This window comes from Luteimonas terrae (genome assembly GCF_031457535.1).
GTDB classification, from domain to species: domain Bacteria; phylum Pseudomonadota; class Gammaproteobacteria; order Xanthomonadales; family Xanthomonadaceae; genus Luteimonas; species Luteimonas terrae_A.
Window position 1 is genome coordinate 254,875 of record NZ_JAVDWO010000005.1, and the last position, 18,967, is coordinate 273,841.

At 62.7% G+C, this 18,967-nt stretch carries 15 protein-coding genes and 1 pseudogene; 12 read left to right on the forward strand and 4 right to left on the reverse strand.

Annotated elements, in window-relative coordinates:
* Window positions 1–84 precede the first annotated feature (84 nt).
* Entirely contained in the window at window positions 85–1,185 is a 1,101-nt protein-coding gene (locus J2W68_RS08145) for a Glu/Leu/Phe/Val dehydrogenase dimerization domain-containing protein (RefSeq protein ID WP_310156360.1), read from the reverse strand.
* Window positions 1,186–1,764: 579 nt separating this feature from the next.
* Entirely contained in the window at window positions 1,765–3,327 is a 1,563-nt protein-coding gene (locus J2W68_RS08150; RefSeq protein WP_310234436.1) for a phospholipase D family protein, read from the reverse strand.
* Between the two features lie 430 nt (window positions 3,328–3,757).
* Here J2W68_RS08150 and J2W68_RS08155 point away from each other — a divergent pair, with 430 nt between their 5' ends.
* The 3 genes from J2W68_RS08155 (at window position 3,758) to J2W68_RS08165 (ending at window position 7,971) form a co-directional block, all read left to right on the forward strand.
* Window positions 3,758–5,827 (forward strand): C1 family peptidase, encoded by a 2,070-nt coding sequence (locus J2W68_RS08155; protein ID WP_310234438.1) that lies wholly within the window; start codon window positions 3,758–3,760, stop codon window positions 5,825–5,827.
* A gap of 461 nt (window positions 5,828–6,288) precedes the next feature.
* Window positions 6,289–7,026 carry a TetR/AcrR family transcriptional regulator gene (locus tag J2W68_RS08160; RefSeq protein ID WP_310234439.1) on the forward strand — a complete coding sequence of 246 codons (738 nt, stop codon included), beginning with the start codon at window positions 6,289–6,291 and terminating at the stop codon, window positions 7,024–7,026.
* Between the two features lie 15 nt (window positions 7,027–7,041).
* A complete protein-coding gene (locus tag J2W68_RS08165; RefSeq protein ID WP_310234442.1) occupies window positions 7,042–7,971 on the forward strand; it encodes an alpha/beta hydrolase in 930 nt (309 codons plus the stop codon).
* A 303-nt stretch (window positions 7,972–8,274) separates the two neighbouring features.
* On the opposite strand, the gene J2W68_RS08170 is transcribed toward J2W68_RS08165, so the two are convergent.
* Complete coding sequence (locus tag J2W68_RS08170; protein WP_310234444.1) at window positions 8,275–8,469, reverse strand: hypothetical protein; 195 nt, start codon at window positions 8,467–8,469, stop codon at window positions 8,275–8,277.
* Between the two features lie 546 nt (window positions 8,470–9,015).
* Here J2W68_RS08170 and J2W68_RS08175 point away from each other — a divergent pair.
* The 9 genes and pseudogenes from J2W68_RS08175 to J2W68_RS18015 all read left to right on the forward strand — a co-directional run bounded on the left by J2W68_RS08175 (window position 9,016) and on the right by J2W68_RS18015 (window position 18,603).
* A complete protein-coding gene (locus J2W68_RS08175; RefSeq protein WP_310234446.1) occupies window positions 9,016–12,891 on the forward strand; it encodes a methylmalonyl-CoA mutase family protein in 3,876 nt (1,291 codons plus the stop codon).
* A gap of 20 nt (window positions 12,892–12,911) precedes the next feature.
* On the forward strand, window positions 12,912–13,430 hold the full coding sequence (locus tag J2W68_RS08180) for a hypothetical protein (RefSeq protein ID WP_310234448.1): 519 nt from the start codon (window positions 12,912–12,914) through the stop codon (window positions 13,428–13,430).
* A complete protein-coding gene (locus J2W68_RS08185) occupies window positions 13,417–13,614 on the forward strand; it encodes a hypothetical protein (RefSeq protein WP_310234450.1) in 198 nt (65 codons plus the stop codon). Before J2W68_RS08180 ends, J2W68_RS08185 begins: the two co-directional genes overlap by 14 nt.
* A 7-nt stretch (window positions 13,615–13,621) precedes the next feature.
* A pseudogene (locus J2W68_RS08190) lies at window positions 13,622–14,091 on the forward strand (methylmalonyl-CoA mutase family protein); the annotation flags it as partial.
* Between the two features lie 43 nt (window positions 14,092–14,134).
* On the forward strand, window positions 14,135–15,466 hold the full coding sequence (locus J2W68_RS08195; RefSeq protein ID WP_310234452.1) for an AAA family ATPase: 1,332 nt from the start codon (window positions 14,135–14,137) through the stop codon (window positions 15,464–15,466).
* Window positions 15,467–15,503: 37 nt separating this feature from the next.
* A complete protein-coding gene (locus J2W68_RS08200) occupies window positions 15,504–16,274 on the forward strand; it encodes a DUF4435 domain-containing protein (protein WP_310234454.1) in 771 nt (256 codons plus the stop codon).
* Between the two features lie 275 nt (window positions 16,275–16,549).
* Window positions 16,550–17,392: a hypothetical protein gene (locus J2W68_RS08205; protein WP_310234457.1), complete on the forward strand. Its 843-nt coding sequence runs from the start codon at window positions 16,550–16,552 to the stop codon at window positions 17,390–17,392.
* A 503-nt stretch (window positions 17,393–17,895) separates the two neighbouring features.
* Window positions 17,896–18,090: a hypothetical protein gene (locus J2W68_RS08210; protein WP_310234458.1), complete on the forward strand. Its 195-nt coding sequence runs from the start codon at window positions 17,896–17,898 to the stop codon at window positions 18,088–18,090.
* A 183-nt stretch (window positions 18,091–18,273) separates the two neighbouring features.
* The gene (locus tag J2W68_RS18015) at window positions 18,274–18,603 is read left to right on the forward strand and encodes a DUF4189 domain-containing protein (RefSeq protein WP_430539686.1); all 330 of its coding nucleotides are present in this window, start codon (window positions 18,274–18,276) and stop codon (window positions 18,601–18,603) included.
* 148 nt (window positions 18,604–18,751) lie between these two features.
* Here the strand turns inward: J2W68_RS18015 and J2W68_RS08220 are convergent.
* A partial coding sequence (locus tag J2W68_RS08220) for a hypothetical protein (RefSeq protein ID WP_310234462.1) occupies window positions 18,752–18,967 on the reverse strand: 216 nt, incomplete at its 5' end.

Consider the following 18,967-nt stretch of genomic DNA (forward strand, 5'->3'; position numbering starts at 1 on the left):
CCGCAACCGTTAAGCAACGCGCCGCGCGCAAGCAAAAACGCCACCCGAAGGTGGCGTTTTCGTGACACTTACGAGACGGCCGGATCAGCCGCCGCGCACGCGGCCCTGGAAGCGCGGCTGGGCGCGGCCGAGCGGCAGCTTCAGCTTGCCCATGGTCTGGATGCGCTCCTCGGCGAGGCGGTCGGCGGCCATGTAGGTCGGCACGCCCTCGCGTTCGGAGATCTCGAAGATGCGCGTGAGGTTGTGATAGATCGTGCGCATCATCCGCATCGCGCGTTCGCGGTTGTAGCCGTCGATTTCCAGCGAGATGTTCATCACACCGCCTGCGTTGACCGCGTAGTCGGGTGCGTAGAGGATGCCGCGCTTCTCGACCTCGTCACCGATCGCGTTGTTGACGAGCTGGTTGTTCGCCGCGCCGCAGATGATCTTGGCCTTCAGGCGCGGCAACGTCTGCTCGTTGACCGTACCGCCGAGCGCGCACGGCGAATAGACATCGGCGTTGACGTCGTAGATCTCGTCCAGACCCACGGCTTCGGCGCCGTACTCGTCCACCGCGCGTGCCACGCGATCCTTGTTGATGTCGGTGACGAACACTTTCGCACCGCGCTCGGCGAGCAGCTTCACGAACTCGATGCCGACATGGCCCAGGCCCTGCACGGCGTAGCTGTAGTTGCCCACGTCCTCGTTGCCGAACTTGCGGTTCAGCGCGGCGAGCAGGCCCTGCATCGTGCCGTAGGCGGTGAACGGCGAAGGGTCACCCGAGCCGCCGTGGACCTGGTGCACGCCGGTGACGAACTGGGTTTCGCGATACACCAGTTCCATGTCGTTGACGTCGATGCCCACGTCCTCGGCGGTGATGTAGCGGCCGCCCAGCGACTCGACGAACTGGCCGAACGCGCGGAACAGGCCTTCCGACTTGTCGGACGCCGGATCACCGATGATCACCGCCTTGCCGCCACCGAGATTCAGGCCGGCGACCGCGTTCTTGTACGTCATGCCACGCGACAGGCGCAGCACATCGTTGAGCGCGTCCTGCTCGGAGTCGTACGGCCACATGCGGGTGCCGCCCAGCGCCGGACCCAGCACGGTGTTGTGGATCGCGATGATCGCCTTCAGACCCACGTCCTTGTTGTGGCAGAACACGACCTGCTCGTGGCCGTAGGTGTCGAGGTGCTCGAAAATCATTCAAAACTCCGTCACGGGCGGTAGGCCCGACGTCTGGTGGCAGGAGGCGGCGTGGGGGCTGTGCGGGTCCGTCTTGGCGACCGGATCGGTCCGGCAGGGCCGCGGGGTGTGGGGTAGCCGGCCATTTTACGCCCCTGCCCTGTGAATTGGTTGAAGGTGCAACTTCCGGGTCCGAAGGGCTTCAGGATCAAGCGGTTGGGGTGGTTTGGCGTTGTTCGCTCGGCTCTCTGTGAAGAGCTGGCCGACCTCCAAGTCGTCTGGGTCGCGATAAGCCAGAAGCCGTCATCCCGGCGAAGGCCGGGATCCAGCGACTTCCAGTCGGCCGAGATCGCGAACCTGTCAGCAGGCTTGCCGCCTCAATCACGCACATGGCGTTGCTGCTCCGCTACCGGCCCTCAATTCGCTGGATGACCAGCATTAAGCGCTGTTGTGAAGCACTTCCGGCCTTCGCCGGGATGACGAGCTCAAAAAAGCGAGGCCCTTCCGACTCGCCTGGTTCGCGCCTCGCACAGCCTGACGGTTCGCCCCCACCCAACCCTCCCCCGCGAGCGGGGGAGGGCTTCGAGCGGCAATGCGACCTTACAGCTGCGACTCCACCGGCAGCCAGCGCACGACATTCGCGCTTACGCGCTGCAGGCGGGTACTGTCGGGCTCGAGTTTCAGTGGCGCCGGCGGGTCTTCGGTGCGGTCGAGCCAGCGGGTGTCGCCATCGCTGTTGAGGTACACCCAATAGCTCATGCCCGGTGCGGTGAGGTGTCTGTATTCCTCGAACAGCGCAGCGCCCAGCGCGGGGTCGTCGAACAGCACGCCCATTTCGGTGTTGAGATTCGCCGAGCGCGGATCGAGGTTGAACGAGCCGACGAAGCCGCGTCGGCCGTCGACCAGGATCGCCTTGGTGTGCAGGCTGGCGCCGCTGCTGCCGAACAGGCTGCTGGCGGCCTTCGCCTCCGCGCGGCTGCGGGCTTCGAACAGGTGCACGCCGCCTTCGAGCAGCGTCGTGCGATACCGAACGTAACCGCCATGCACCGCAACCACGTCGTTCGCCGCCAGCGAATTGGTCACCACCGCCACATGCACGCCGCGTTGCGCCAGGTGGACCAGTCCGCTGGTGCCCTGCACGCCGGGCACGAAGTAGGGCGAGATCAGCAGCGCCGAGCGCTCGGCGTCCACGATGTCGCCGACTAGGCGCTCGACCAGCCAGTCCTCGCGGTCGTCGCCGCGCCATTTGATCGGCGGGTCGGACAGGATGCGGATGTGCTCGCTCCAGATTGGCGTCAGCCCTTGCGAGAAGTAGCCGCGCACGCTCGGCGACAGCTCCATCGCCTCCAGATAGCGCTGCGCCTCGTCGCTGCGCGATTCCTCCTGGATTTGCGCCAGCACGGCGCGGATCGTCGATTTCGACTTGCGGTTCAGTGCCTCGATCGGCACCGCCGCCTCACTGTTCCAGAAGTCATCGAAGATCGCGTTGGCATCGGCCACTGCCGGGCCGAACAGCACCATGTCGAGATCGTGGAAGTTGAATTCCTCGGCCGCGCTAAAGTACTCCACGCCGATGTTGCGACCGCCCACCACCGCCACGCGGCCGTCGGCGATCCACGCCTTGTTGTGCATGCGGTGGTTCACGCCCCAGGCGCGCTGCACCATCTCCAGCAGACGCATCACGCCGGTGCGGTTGCGGAACGGGTTGTAGACGCGCAGCTCGATATTGGCGTGCGAGTCCATCGCCAGCAGGGTGTCGTCCATCTTGCCGATGCCCATGTCGTCGAGCAGGATCCGCACGCGCACGCCGCGCTCGGCGGCCATCCAGGCCTCGTGCGCGAGCATCCGCCCGGTCAGATCGTCGTGCCAGATGTAGTACTGCAGGTCGAGGCTGCGGCCGGCCTGGCGCGCGGAAATCGCACGCGCGGCGTAGGCGTCCACGCCGTCGGGCAGCATGATCGCGCCGGTCTTGCCGTCATGGCGTGCCAGCAGTGGCACCAGTTCGCGGTCGAGCGCCGTGGCGTCGTCGGCCAGTGGCAGCACATGACTGGGCACGCCGCTGGCCGGCGGCAGCAGGTGGTCGGCCACGAAGATGCTGCTGACCGCCATCACCAGCAGCGTGAACAGGCTCCAGCCGACAATTTTTTTGACGCGTTTCTTCATGGGCGCAGGCCGGTGGTCATCCGCACAAGCATCGCAGAACGCGGATGCAGGTGTTATCCCAACCAACAAATCGTCATTCCCGCGAAGGCGGGAAGCGCTCTTCAACAGCCCGGAGGGCTGGTCATCCAGGGACGTTTGCGCGATCGGGTCGAGAGTCCATGGATTGACCCGTCGTCATTCCCGCGAAGGCGGGAATCCAAGGACGTTTGCGCGATCGGGTCGAGCGCCCATGGATTGACCAGCCATTCGGCTGTTGGAAACCACATCCGCTTTCGCGGAAATGACCCACCGTCGCGGCGCCTGCGACCGGCCGCGCGCGCCTTGGGCCATATCGCGACCGTCATCGATCCGTTGCACACTGCGGCGGGGGATCCGTCGTTGTCCGCCCGGCAGGCCCGGGCGCGTTCGATATGCGCACCACGGAGGCTTCATGGCGACCCGAAAGACCACGCGCCGCGTTGCGCGCAAGGCGACCACCCAGCGGCTGCTCGACGCACGCCCCGACACCGCGGATTTCCGCGACCGCATGTTCGAACCCACCCTGGTCGACGTGCCCAGCGAAATGCCGCTCTCGCGCTTCATCGCGTTGCGCGTGCCGGTGCTCGACCAGGGCGAGGAGGGCGCCTGCACCGCCTACGGCCTGGCGACCGTCGCGCATACCCTGCTACGCCGCCGACGGCCCGACCCGGTCACCGAGCGCATGAGCACACGCATGCTCTACGACATGGCCCGCCGCTACGACGAGTGGGAAGGCGAGGACTACGACGGCTCCAGCTGCCGCGGCGCGATGAAGGGCTGGCACCGCCACGGCGTCTGCGCCGAGGACTGCTGGCCCGAGACCACCGACCCGCTGCACGAGGTTTACACCGAGGAACGCGCGCGCGCCGCGCAGGAACATCCGCTGGGCGCCTACTACCGCGTCAACCACAAGGATCTGGTGGCGATGCACGCCGCGTTCGCCGAAGTGGGCGTGCTCTACGCCTCGGCCGCCGTGCACGCCGACTGGATGGCGCCGCCGACGTCGGGCGTCATCGAATGGACTGAACAGCCGATCGCGGGCTACCACGCGTTCGCCATCGTCGGCTACGACCGCGATGGATTCTGGATCCAGAACTCCTGGGGCACGGGCTGGGGCAAGCGCGGCTTCGGCTGGATCAGCTACGACGAATGGCTGCAGCGCGGTACAGATGTCTGGGTGGCGCGGCTCGCCGTGCCGGTGCGCCTGCAGCGCGTGCAGGCCGTGGCCGCCAGCAATTCGGCATTGGCGCGCCAATCGAACGGCTACTCGCAGGCCGACCTGCGCCCGCACATCGTCAGCCTCGGCAACGACGGCCGCCTGCGCACCAGCGGGCGCTTCGGCACCGGCCAGGACGCGGTGCGCAATCTCATCCGCGAAGACCTGCCACGCATCACCCGCGACTGGCCGAAAAAGCGCGTGATGCTCTACGCCCACGGCGGACTTGTGCCGGAACAGGCCGCGATCCAGCGTGTCGCCGATCTGCGCGAGCTGATGCTGCCGCAGCAGATCTACCCGCTGTGCTTCGTGTGGAAGACCGATTTCTGGAGCACGCTCGGCAACATCCTGCGCGACGCCGTGCGCCCGCGCACGGAAGGCCTGATGGACACGGCCAAGGGCGTGCTGCTCGATCGCATCGACGACACCATCGAACCGCTGGCGCGCGCGCTGGGCGGCAAGGCGATGTGGAACGAGATGAAGGAGAACGCGCTGCTCGCGACGACCGCCGTCGTCCGCAACGGCGACCAGCTCACCGAAGCCGGCGGCGCCGCGCAGGTCGCGCGCCTGCTCGGCGAATGGATGCAGGCCGATCCGGACGTCGAACTGCATCTCGTCGGCCACAGCGCCGGTTCGATCCTGCTCGCACCGCTGGCGCAGCTGATCACCGCCGACGGACTCGTGTCCACGGGCCCGGCCGCCAGCATGCAGGGCATCGGCCAGCGCATCGCCAGCCTCAATCTGTGGGCGCCGGCGATGACGATGGCGTTGTTCGAGCAGAGCTTCGCGCCCGCGCTGGCCGCCGGGCAGATCGCGCACGCCGGCCTGTTCACCCTGAGCGACCGCGCCGAACAGGACGACCACTGCGCCCGCGTCTACAACAAGTCGCTGCTGTACCTCGTCGCCCACGCCTTCGAAGAGCGCGCCCGCAGCTGGGTGCGCCGCGAGCATCGCAACGGCACACCGCTGCTGGGCATGGCGCGCTTCATCGAATCCAACGGCGCCATCCGCGACCTGCTGGCGACCGGCAAGCTGGACTGGATCCAGGCACCGGTGCAGGGCGATCCCGCGCATGCCGCGGATGGCAGCGCGGCGACGAGCCATGGCGGCTTCGACGACGACGCAGCGACGCTGCAGGCCACGCTGTGTCGGATTCTCGGCGAGCGCAGCACCACCGCGCCAGTGCGGATTCACCGCTCGGAATCGGGCTTGGCGGATTGCCGGGCGCGGTTGAGGGAGGCTTTGGATCCGGTGGGGCGGGGGTGAGTTGTCTCGATGTCTCGATCTGGAAGCGAAGTCGCTGGGCCCCGGCCTGCGCCGGGGCGACGAGGAAGGTGCGGATTCACCGCCCGGAATCCGGACTGGAGGACTGTCGCCTGCGCCTGCGCGAGGCACTGGATACCCCGTCGGGGCGTTGAGCCTGACGTCCGGCCAGCCTCACTGCAGCGGCGAATGCGGTACCGGTTGCAGCCATCACCCAAGTCCCGGTTCCACGACCGCGCCTGTGCGAGGCGCTGAAAGCACCCGTCGGGTGCGACGCGGGGTGATGGCGGAGGCGCATGCAGGGAGCCCGAATGGGCCACGCCGGCCTGCGGGGCGGACTAAGGAGGCTCTGAATAACTGCCGTCATCCCCGCGGCTTTCAACGGACGCATGTCCGGTCAGGCGGGGATCCAGTGACTTCAAGCCTTTGAAAACCAAAGACGCTGGATTCCCGCCTTCGCGGGAATGACGGCCAAACGCGGAATTGTTCAGACCTTCCATAAGGCCCGAACGGCCGGATTTGAAAATACGAACGTTCGTGCTATTTATCCCGGCATGACCCCTGTGCCCGCCACCAGCAAAGGCAGCGCGACCCGCGAGATGATCGTCGAGCGCGCCTACGCCATCGCCTCGCGCCAGGGGCTGGAAGGCCTGTCGATCGGCGATCTGGCCGGTGCCGCCGGCATGTCCAAGAGCGGGGTGTTCGCCCATTTTGGCTCGCGCGAGGACCTGCAGCTCAGCGTGCTCGACTGGACCGCGGAACGCTTCGCAGAGGTCGTCGTGGCGCCGGCGCTGGCCCGGCCGCGCGGCCTGCCGCGCCTGCGCGCGATCGCCGAGGGCTGGTTCCAGTGGGTGCTGGACAACCCCGACGGCTGCGTGATGCTCGGCGCGGCCAACGAATACGACGCACGTCCGGGCGCGCTGCGCGAGCGCACCGTGCGCTGGCTGCAGCACTGGCGCCAGCAGTTGGCGAAGGCCGTCGGTATGTGCGTCGACGCCGGCGAGCTGGCCCCGTCGACCGATCCCATGCTGCTCGCCTTCGAGATCTTCGCCATCACCGAAGGGCTGCACACCGCCCGCCTGTACGACCCCGACCACGCGCGCCAGCTCGCGCTGCGTTCGCTGGACCGGTTGCTCGCGTCTTATGGCGCGGGCACGGGGCCCGCGTCCGGGTCCGCGTCGAACCCGTCTCCCACCGCCTGATCCCTGGAACCCGCCATGGCCTCCGCCGCCGCGTCCTCAAATAGCACGACCGTTCGAAAACATGCCGGGCTCGCGCTGCTGCGCTGGCGCTTCCGGTTGGGCAGCTGGCTGGCCCCGACGGGCACGCTGCACCGCGCGTTCGATCTGTTCGGCACGCCCATGTCGGCCTCGCGCGAGCGGGCCCGCAATGTGGACGTCAACAGCGCGCGCATCCATCGCCTGCCGCTCGGTCGCGAGCAGCTGACCGTTTACACCTGGGGCGATCCGGACACCCAACCCTGCGTGCTGCTGGCCCACGGCTGGTCCAGTTACGGCCTGCGTTTCCTGCCGTGGGTGGCGCCGCTGCAGCGCGCCGGCTATGCGGTCGTCGCGTTCGACCAGACGGCGCATGGCCGCAGCAGCGGCCGTCGCGCCAACCTGCCGATGTTCGTCGCGGGCGTGCAGGCCGTGGCCGCGCACCTGGGCCCGCTCGCGGGCGTGATCGGACATTCGCTGGGCGGCGCGGCCGTGGCCATCGCGCTCAGCCGTGGCCTGCAGGCCGAGCGGGCGATCCTGCTGGCACCCGCCGCCGATCCCGTCGACGCCGCCCGTCGCTTCGCCGGCGTCATCGGCCTGGCCCAGCACCTGACCCGGCGGATCTTCGACGACTACGAAGCCGTGACCGCCCAGTCCGTCGCCGACCTGCAGGCCCACTCCACCGCCCCGCGCATCGCCCGCCCGGCGCTGGTGGTGCACGACCTCGAAGACCGTGACGTGCCCTGGGCCGAAGGCGAACGCTACGCGCGCTACTGGCCCCAGGCGCACCTGCTCAGCACCACCGGCCTGGGCCATCACCGCATCGCCAACGATGCCGCCGTCGTCGCCGATGCGATCGCCTTCCTGCAGGGCGACACCGTCGGCCAGCGCGTGGTCTCCACCGGCGCGCTGCCGTTCGGGGTGTGTTGATTCGCGCGCGAGCGCGCTCCTACAAAGACGGCACAACAGGTCCGCCCTGTAGGAGCGCGCTCGCGCGCGACCGCTCTGCCGCATCGCGTGACGCATGCGCTGCCCGCACGCCATCGGCATGGCTCTGCCGTTCGCCACCTGCCGCTGCGCGGCCTGGACCGGAACCCGCAGTGATACCCCGCCGCGCAACAGCTTCGCGCGCGAGCGCGCTCCTACAAAGAAGGCGCGGATCGGTCGACCAACAGGTCCGACCTGTAGGAGCGCGCTCGCGCGCGATCGCTTGCCGCATCCGCGTAGCGCTCCTCAAGGCGTTTCAAGCGATGCCTGCAACGCCGTCGCCAGTGCCGCATCCCCGCTGACCAGATCGGTCCAGCGCAGTTCGAGGCCCTTGCGCTTGCCCTTGGGGACCAGCATCAGGCCGTCGGGGTCGATGGTCAGCGAATAGGCGTGTTCGCCGATGCGGACTTCGCGCTTGAGGGGCTTGTCGAGTGGGGTCATGAGCGGCGGGGCTGCTGTGTGGGGTTGGATGCTGCGCGCGATGGTGTCGAGGGAAGGCAAGGGTGGCGTCAGCGCTCGACGTCCGTGCGGAAGTCGCTGGGCCCCGGCCTCCGCCGGGGCGACGGGGCTCATAGGCCTTCGCTTCCAATCTTTCGTCGAGCGAAGTGACGAAAATCAAAATGGATGACAAGCCGTTCGGCTGTTGAAGAGCTTTTCCAGCTTGATCCAGACATACGTCTGTTGAAAGCCGCTGGGATGACGGAAGTACGCTGCCGATTTCCCGCCGTCGCCCCAGCGCACGCTGGGGCCCATTGTGATCTTCAACTTTGACCGCACCGCGCTCGGTAACGTCCAGGTCGCGCATCGATCGAACGAAGCCGTCGCCCCGGCGCACGCCGGGGCCCAGCGACTTCGCTCTCCGCCTCGACACAACCAAACCCACACCCGCGAACCCGAAATCTGCCGCACCGCAGCATATTTTCATCCGAAACAGCTACGCGCCCACCGCTACAATCGACGCATCTTTTGTCCCCGCAGGAGCGCGCCATGAGCACGCCGGCCAGCCAGATCGATTCCACCGCCACCGCCGCCCAGTTCGACGCCTCGCCGCTGCGCTTCGTCACTGCCGCCAGCCTGTTCGATGGCCACGACGCCGCCATCAACATCATGCGTCGCCTCATCCAGTCGCAGGGCGCGGAAGTCATCCACCTCGGCCACAACCGCAGCGTCGAAGACGTGGTGCGCGCCGCGCTGCAGGAAGACGCCGACGCCATCGCGCTGTCGAGCTATCAGGGCGGTCATGTCGAGTACTTCAAGTACATGGTCGACATGCTGAAAGAGAAGGGCGCCGGCCATATCCGCGTGTTCGGCGGCGGTGGCGGCACGATCACCCCCGAGGAAATCCGCGAGCTGCAGGGCTACGGCGTCGAGCGCATCTACCACCCCAACGACGGCATGAAGATGGGCCTGGTGGAGATGATCGAAGACGTGGTGAGCCGCGCAGGCGGCGCCCGGGATGCGGCGGCCGGGGGTCGCGATGCGCTGGAGCAGACACCCGACATCGAAGACGAAATCGGCATCGGCCGGGTCCTCAGCGCGCTCGAGGACGGCGTCTATTCCGAGTCCGAACTCACCCTCATGCGCAAGGGCTGGGCAAGCCGTTCCCCCAAATCCCTGGCCCCCAGTGCCGAGCCGCCCCTGACCACACCCGTCATCGGCATCACCGGCACCGGCGGCGCTGGCAAGTCCTCGGTCACCGACGAACTGCTCAACCGCTTCCTCGCCAGCTTCCCGCAGATGCGCATCGCGGTGATCTCGGTCGATCCCACGCGTCGCCGCAGCGGTGGCGCGCTGCTGGGCGATCGCATCCGCATGAACTCGCTGCGCAGCCATCGCGTCTACATGCGCTCGATGGCCACCCGCCGCCAGAACGTCGCCACCAACGCGGTGCTCAAGGACTGCATCGGCTTCCTCAAGAGCCTCGCCTACGACCTGGTGATCGTGGAAACCGCCGGTATCGGCCAGTCGGATTCTGAGATCGTCGATCTCGTCGATTTCCCGATGTACGTGATGACCAGCGACTACGGCGCGGCCAGCCAGCTCGAGAAGATCGACATGATCGACTACGCCGAGCTGATCGTGCTCAACAAATACGACAAGCGCGGCGCCGAGGACGCCCTGCGCGACATCCGCAAGCAGTGGAAGCGCAACCGCGTCGCGTTCCAGACCGCCGATGCCGACGTGCCGGTGTATCCCACCATCGCCAGCCAGTTCAACGATCCCGGCGTGACCTGGATGTTCGACAACCTGTGCCGCCTGCTGCGCGAGAAGACCGGTGTAGGAGCGGCCTCGGCCGCGACCGGGGCTTCCACCGGTGATGCCAAGGGCATCGCGGCCAAGGCCGCTCCTACAACAGCGGTGGGTTGCGATTTCCAGCCTCGCCTCGACACCTCGCTGAAGGAACCGCGCGCCACCGTGCTGATCCCCGGTGCGCGCGTGCGTTACCTCGCCGAGATCGCCGAGCAGGGCCGCCGCATCAACACCGACATCGAGCGCCAGGCCGAAGCCGCCGACCGCGCCCAGGCCATGTGGCAGGCGCTGCAGGAACTCGAAGACCCGCAGCTGCCCAAGGCCCTCGATCTCTATCACTCCGACGACATCGCGCCCGAGCAGGGAATGAACACCTCTCCCGCAAGCGGGAGAGGTCGCGCCGCAGGCGCGGGTGAGGGCGCTCTTGCCACCGTCGTCGATAGCCCATCCCCCGCAGTCCCCGCCGACCCGGTCCAGGCCGGCATCGCGCCTGACCCCAACACCGTCACCCCCGCGGAGGCGGGGGCCCATGGACGTTCAGGCAGTGGAAGCGCAACGTCCTTGGATTCCCGCGTTCGCGGGAATGACGAACGAGTCGACCGCTCCCTCCTCACCCTGCGCCAGCGCTACAACGACGCCATCCAGACCCTCAGCAGCGAATCCCTCAAGCTCCTGCGCGAATGGCCGCAGCGCCTGAAATCCATCACCGACGAATTCACCGAGTACCAGGTGCGCGACAAGTCGATCAAGGTCGACAACTACCGCGACTCGCTGAGCCACCAGAAGATCCCCAAGATCGCCGCGCCCACCTACAAGTCCTGGGGCGAGCTGCTGACTTTCCTCGGCAAGGAAAACCTGCCGGGCAGCTATCCCTACACCGGCGGCGTGTACCCGTACCGCCGCACCGGCGAAGACCCGATCCGCATGTTCGCGGGCGAGGGCACGCCCGAGCGCACCAACCGCCGCTTCCATTACCTGTCCGTCGGCCAGCCGGCCGCGCGCCTGTCCACCGCCTTCGACAGCGTCACCCTGTACGGCGAAGACCCGGCGCCGCGCCCGGACATCTACGGCAAGATCGGCAACTCGGGCGTCAACATCCCCACGCTCGACGACATGAAGAAGCTCTATTCCGGCTTCGACCTGTGCGCGCCCACCACGTCGGTGTCGATGACCATCAACGGCCCCGCGCCGATGATCCTGGCGATGTTCATGAACTGCGCCATCGACCAGCAGGTGGAGAAGTACCTCAAGGCAGACGACGCGCGCTGGAACGAGGCCGAAGCCAAACTTGCCAAACTCTTCGAAGGCCGCGAGCGCCCCCGCTACCACGGCGACCTGCCGCCCACCAATGACGGTCTGGGCCTCGGACTGCTGGGCGCCTCCGGCGACCAGATGGTGGACGCGGGCACCTACGCCGAGATCAAGGCACGCACGCTCGCCACCGTGCGCGGCACCGTGCAGGCCGACATCCTCAAAGAAGACCAGGCCCAGAACACCTGCATCTTCAGCACCGAGTTCGCGCTGCGGATGATGGGCGACATCCAGCAGTACTTCGTGGACCGCAAGGTCCGTAATTTCTACTCGGTCAGCATCTCCGGCTATCACATCGCCGAAGCCGGCGCGAACCCGATCAGCCAGCTCGCCTTCACCCTGAGCAACGGCTTCACCATCGTCGAGTACTACCTCGCGCGCGGCATGCGCGTGGACGACTTCGCGCCCAACCTGTCGTTCTTCTTCTCCAACGGCATGGACCCGGAATACACCGTCATCGGCCGCGTCGCCCGCCGCATCTGGGCACGCGCCATGCGTGAGCGCTACGGCGCCAACGAGCGCAGCCAGATGATGAAGTACCACATCCAGACCAGCGGCCGGTCCCTGCATGCGCAGGAGATCCAGTTCAACGACATCCGCACCACACTGCAGGCGCTCTACGCGCTGTTCGACAACTGCAACAGCCTGCACACCAACGCCTACGACGAAGCCATCACCACGCCGACGGAAGAAAGCGTGCGCCGCGCCGTCGCCATCCAGATGATCATCAACAAGGAAATGGGGCTCAACTTCATCGAGAACCCCTGGCAGGGCAGCTTCGCCGTCGACTACCTCACCGACATCGTGGAAGAGGCCGTCTACAAGGAGTTCGAAGCCATCAGCGAGCGCGGCGGCGTGCTGGGCGCCATGGACACCATGTACCAGCGCGGCAAGATCCAGGAAGAGTCCATGTACTACGAGCACAAGAAGCACGACGGCTCCTTGCCCCTGGTGGGCGTGAACATGTTCCTGCCCAAGGAACACGCCGGCGAGATCGCCACCGAGATCGAACTGATCCGCAGCACCGAGGAAGAGAAGGGCCAGCAGATCGAGAACGTCCGCAACTGGCAGGAAGGCCGCAATGCCGTCGTCCTTCCCCCTCTCCCCCTGGGAGAGGGCCGGGGTGAGGGCGCTCTTCGCGCAGACGCGTCAGAAACCGAAAACCTCACCTACCTCCAAACCGCCGCCCGCGAACGCCGCAACGTCTTCGAAGCCCTGATGGAAGCCGTGAAAACCCACAGCCTCGGCCAGATCAGCCACGCGCTCTATGATGTGGGCGGCGAATACCGCCGCAACATGTAGCCGCCCGCCGGTCCACCACGATGGCCTTCAACCTCCGCGAGATCTTCAAGACGCTGGCCGATGCCGAGGTCGACTATGTCGTGGTGGGTGGCCTGGCTGTGATCATGCACGGCTACCTGCGGGCCACGGCCGACCTCGACCTGGCCATCGGCCTGTCGCCCGATAACGCGCGGCGGGGCATGGCCTCGCTGTCCGGTATCGGCCTGCGGCCCCGTCTGCCGGTGACACTCGACGACTTCGCCGATCCAGCCAAGCGCGCCGAGTGGCGCGAGACCCGCAACATGCTGGTCTTCCCGCTGTGGGACCCCGCCAACCCGCTGCGCTCGGTCGATGTCTTCATCGACGAGCCCATCGCGTTCGAGCACTTGTTGCAGCAGGCCGTCACCAAGGATCTCGACGGGCTGCCGGTGCGGGTGGCGTCCATCCCGCACCTCATCGAAATGAAGCAGCGCGCAGGTCGGCCCCGCGACCTTGAAGACATTGGCAAACTCCGGCAGATCCTCGATGCAGAAACGAGCGCGCGCCATGCACGCGACTGATCCGGCCGGCTTCACGTTCGAAGATGCTGAGCGGACCCAACTGCTGGACTGGATCGGATTGAGCACTGCCGCGAAGGTCGACTTCTTCGAAGAGATGGTCGAGCTGGCCTATCGCAGTGGCGCACTGTCGCCTGAGCGTCTCGCGCTCCGGGATCGCGTCTCATCGAAGCAGAAGGCGCAATGACGCCGCCTGGGATGCCGTCAGTGATCGCGGCGGCGTGCAGGGTGCTACGGACACCCTGCACGCGGCAAGATCCAGGAAGAGTCCACGTACTACGAGCACAAGAAGCACGACTGCTCGTTGTCCCAGGTGGGCGTGAACATGTTCCTGCCCAAGGAACACACCGGCGAGATCGCCACCGAGATCGAACTGATCCGCAGCACCGAGGAAGAGAAAGGCCAGCAGATCGAGAACGTCCGCAACTGGCAGGAAGGCCGCAACGCGGTTGCACTTCCCCCTCTCCCCCTGGGAGAGGGCCGGGGTGAGGGCGCTCTTCGCGCAGACGCTTCAGAAACCGAAAACCTCGCGTATCTTCAGAACGCGGCGCGCGAACGAGGCAATGTGTTCGAAGCGCTGATGGAAGCGGTGAAGACGCATAGCCTGGGGCAGGTCGGTTGTGCGCTATATGACGTGGATGGGGAATGTCGGCGGAATATGTGATCCCACCCGTACGTAAGTTATCCATGCACTAGCGAGGGGTCAAATGACTGAAACGGAAGTAGAGCAAAAGCCTTCTTACATATCGCGCGTCGAAATTGAAGGTCTCTGGGGTCGAGAAGGGACTATTGATGTTCCATTTGATCCTGCCGTCAATATTATTATTGGCGAAAATGCGTCTGGAAAAACCACCATCCTGAGTCTTATCAGATGCACTCTGCAGGCCGATGTCTTCGGCCTCATGGACGTGCCTTTCGCTCAAATAGCCATTCGCCTCGCTTCGTTCGATAATAATTCGGTTCGAACAATCAGAGTGGTGCCTGAATCGAGAAGGATAAACTATTACATCTCGGGGAGGAAATTCTCAATCCCCTTTGATGCGTATGCAATTGAAAGGTATGGGCCGCGCGTTATTCGCCAGCGAGTTCTCGAAGGTAAAAGATCAGTACTCGAGGAGCTCAATAAGCTTGTAAATATTGTTTGGCTTCCCGTTGCAAGGCGACTTCCCATCGCAGATGAAGAGCCTGATGAACGGTACTCAAGCAATAGAGGTAGACCCATTGAGTCTGTTGATCATAGATTGACGGACCTTTTGGGTGAGCTTGCGAAATTTAGGCTTGGCTTGGATAACTTGATGGCAAAAGAATATAAAGACTTCGAGAGAAGTATTCTTACTCTTATGCTTTTCGACAAGCATCATGATTCATTTGTAGTCTCGAAGTTGCAAAAACAAAGGCTAACGGACGACGACAAAGCTCAGTTGGTCCAGGCTTTCTCTGCGGCGGACCTTCTGTCTCCGTCTACCAGAAAGAAGATCGACGAGCATTTCAGTGAGGCTGAAAAGACCGTATCGAAGTTGAAAGAGAAAGGTAATTCTCACGGTTTTACCGTGAGAGAAGTTCTTATGCTCCCGCTTATGAGTAGAACGAAGTCACTAACCGAGCTGGCAAAGAACCTGGAGGTTCGTCGTAACGAGATATTTAGGCCTATATTCAAGTTCGTTGAAGTTGCGAATTCGTTTCTGCGGTCCAAGAGAGTCGAAGTCGGGCCTTCGGGTGATCTATTAATACGAGACACGGTTGATGAGCGGGGTATTCATAAGCCTTCCTCTCTTTCCTCCGGTGAGAAACAAATCATGATTCTCCTACTGCAGGCGTTGGTAAGGGAGGCGGTCCCCTCGATATATATGGCCGACGAGCCCGAGCTGTCGCTTCACGTAACGTGGCAGGAGAAATTAATACCAAGCCTGGTCGCGCTAGGTGGTGATATGCAGTTCATCGTCGCTACGCACTCGCCTGACATCGCAGGGCCCTATCCGGAGAAAATAATCGACATCGCTAGGGGGGCTGATGGCTGCGCTCGAGTTTCAACGAACTAATGCGGGGAAGTCGGTTAAGTCGAAGTTCGTTAGGCAGGTGATCCTTTACGTCGAAGGTGTTGATGACGTTTCCTTCTTTAGCCCTTTAGTTGGAGAGCTTGAGATTAGGTGTGAACCTGCCTACGGAAAAATTAACGTTTCTGAACTTGCGGGGAGGCTTGTAGGGGGCGCTACTGGCTATGCCGTTGTGATGGATTCTGATCTTGACGACTTTATCGGAGGAAAAATATCGCATCCTTCCGTGTATTATCTACCCTGCTACTCGATCGAGAATCTACCTGCGCTCGATGAGGTTTTAGACATCGTTGCATCAGAGTATTGTGGGAGGAGTGAGGCCGGAGGTGAGGCAGTTGACGCATTAATTTCGCATCTTCGGGATCACGGCGAGACTTATTATGATACGGTTGTCTATGACGTAGTTACTCGTTTGGCTGGGGAGCCCAATGCGCTTGTTCCGTCTCATTGCGATGTTATTTTTGGAAATAAGCCTGGCCTGACGATGTGCGCTGATTGGAAGGAATCTGTCCGTACGGCTGTGAGAGAGTTGGGGCGCAATCACGAAGCGGTAAGAGCTCAGCTTTCTCTTTTGCAGCCGTATGAAGTGGTGATTAGATATTTAAGAGGTCATATTATATTTGGGCTTCTGCGGCGGTTGTTTTCGAAAGTTGTGCGGCTCATGACCGGCCAGAGAGTGAACGTAGATAACCGAGCTTTCCTTAGAATGTTGAGTGATGCGTTTTGGCGAAATCGCGGCGACGTTGCAAGCATGGTTCACGCGGGTGTTTCAGGGGCCGTTCGTCATGCGTGAGTTGGTAATCAAATGCCTGATTTTGAGCCGTTTTAATCAAGTTTTGGCTATCTAGTCAATTCGGCTAGAATTAATGGGTAAGAACGATTTTAAATCGAAAAATTTCTATGAAAAATTGGCCGGTTTTTTCTTGGCGTCTTTGGTCGAGTATTGAGCGTCTTTGGGGCGCTCGGGGGGCAGTTTCGAATCCAAGCAGCCAAAGAGAGCGCTGGCATTTAAGGTCGTTACATTCTTCGAGCAGGATTAACTATCTTGCTAGGTGGTTGGTGGCGAATTTGGACGATTCGACGCTAGCTAATCTGCGTGTTACGTCTACCTGGGTTGACCAATACCCTAAAGCCCGCGATCCAAAAGACTCTGCTTCCAGATGGGTTGAGTTGGCTGACTTGTTATTGGTCGTCAACATTACTTTTAATGGATTAAGCAGATATAAATCGGCGCTGCTGGTGCAGGCGAAATGCGCCGCCTGCGTGAATCAGTTGGACGCCTGTCAGCGCTTAAGTTCAAGCTGGAAGGAGAGAAACCTGCTTGAGATGTCAAGTGGGACATTGGAAGTTAGGACGTCCAGCGGCGGGGATCTACTAAACCCGACCAAAAGTAGTTATATTCTTGCGGCGCCGTCAGTGCCTGCAATCGGGCTTGAAAAATTCGCCCGCTACTTAATTATTCCTAATAATAAGATCCAAGGATTGCCTTATAACCTATTATGGCCAAGTTCTCGAACAGCTACGGGCGGTTCTGTAGTGCATCTTGGTCAAGCTATGTTGGGAATGGCGAAGCGAAGCGCTGGCGCAGTTGGGCAGGCCTGCACTTCGCCATCAACAGGTGGCGTCTGTGGCGATGATTGGTCGCAATTGGTTCACGATATAATATTTAGATACTCGCATGCTTCACCCTTGGCTCGGTTCCCCAGTGCTGTTAAGCCGATTTCGCGCTCCATAAGCTCCAAGCTCTATTCTTTCGAGAGTAGCTCGCTCTGGAATCGGTTTTTGGACGCATTTGCGCGCGCGGTTTTTACAGCTCCATCCTATATGTCGCCCCCGGTGGATGAAGATGCGGGTGATGAGGGTGAGGGGGGGTTCATGATTTTAGAAGTATGGCTGGATCAGAGCGAATAGCTTATTATGGGTGAGATTTTTGCGTTCTGATTTCCGACTAAAATCCAAAGAAATCCAAAAGAGGGTGGCGGTAATTAATCCGTCTCCTACCGGAACCAAATTAGACTTGGCACGAAGGCAGCCCTCCGAGCCAAAGGGGACGGAGGTAATTAATCCGGCTCCAGCTTACGCTGGACCGCATGCGATCACTACCGCCGGCTGCCTCGATCAGATGGCGCTGACGCGATGAAAACGTGGGGAAACCTTAGAACCTGACCCCGTTCCAGATGAAAACGTGGGGAAACCTCAGACCCAGGACCTCTTCAAGCGCTGGTTGCTCTATGGCATCGGTACGATGCTCCTCGCCGGGATGGTCGCGATCGCCACAGAGGTGGTGGCGCTGTCCGCTGCGGCGATGCTCGCAGCCTATACTCTGTCGACCATGTTGTCGGCCACGGGCGTAATGCCCGCGTTCAGCGGCGGCTTGGATCCGCCGCTGTCAGCAGGGCGGTGTTGGATCGATCATGTCGGTGCTGATGGTGATGGCGCCGCCTACTGCTGCTATGTTCTTCAACGGAACACTGGCTCAGTTTGCTGCGAAGTCGAGCTTCGGCACTGTTGGCCGTAATGCGTCTGGTCAGAAATTGGATATCACGCAGGGTATGTATAAGGCGAATGGGGTTTCCGTTAGAAGTGAGAGCGGTCAGGAATCTGGTTAATCGAGTTGTAAGTTCTTCTGACTCTTTGATGGAACGAGGCAAGAAGCAATGAATTGGTTTGGATCTGGATTGGCTTGGACGATCGCGGCAGTTATTTTCGCTCTTCCGGGAGCGTCGTCCGCGGAACAAAGCGACTCGCGTCGGTCTGGTAGCCACGCTCCGGCGGTTGGGCCGGAGTCTCCAATGTGGGGTGATGCATCGGGTCCCTGGATCGCTTTTGCGGGCAGCACGACAAACTCTCGCACGGGCTTTGTTTATGGGCAGTCCGAGCGAGCTGCGGAGAACGCTGCGCTTGAGATGTGTCGCGAGCGAGGTGGTGGCGAATGTGAGGTCGAATTCGCTCTCGAGTTGGGCTGCGCGGCAGTTGTGTCACGTCCTGGTAATAGCGCATGGGCTTTTGAGCCGACTACCATAAGTCATGCCGTATCCTCTGCAAGACGCACTTGCGGGAAAGACTGCTCAATTGTTTGGTCAGGCTGCACAACGCCGCGCAGTAGGCGTCAGGGTGGATGAGGTGGTGGCGATCATTCGAGATCCGAATTTGCGGGTCGATATTGCACTGGCCTGAAACGATTGATTAGATTGTGACTTTTGAATATTCAGGAGCAGCATGAAGTGCAAAGCCGGATCAAATCGAAGTCGGTATTTTGTCCGTTTCTGATCACAGCTTGTTCAGTGCCGCAACTAACGTGGTCAGGTTCGCATACACCGGTTTGAATTTCTCTAGACGGGGTTTGGTCACTTGGCAGGCTTGCGCGGGCCGACGATAACGGTGCCAGGTTCTAAGGTTTCCCCACGTTTTCATGGCGTCAGCGCCATCTGATCGAGGACTTCTGGCGGCAGTGATCGCATGCGCTCCAGCCATCTGGAGACAGGC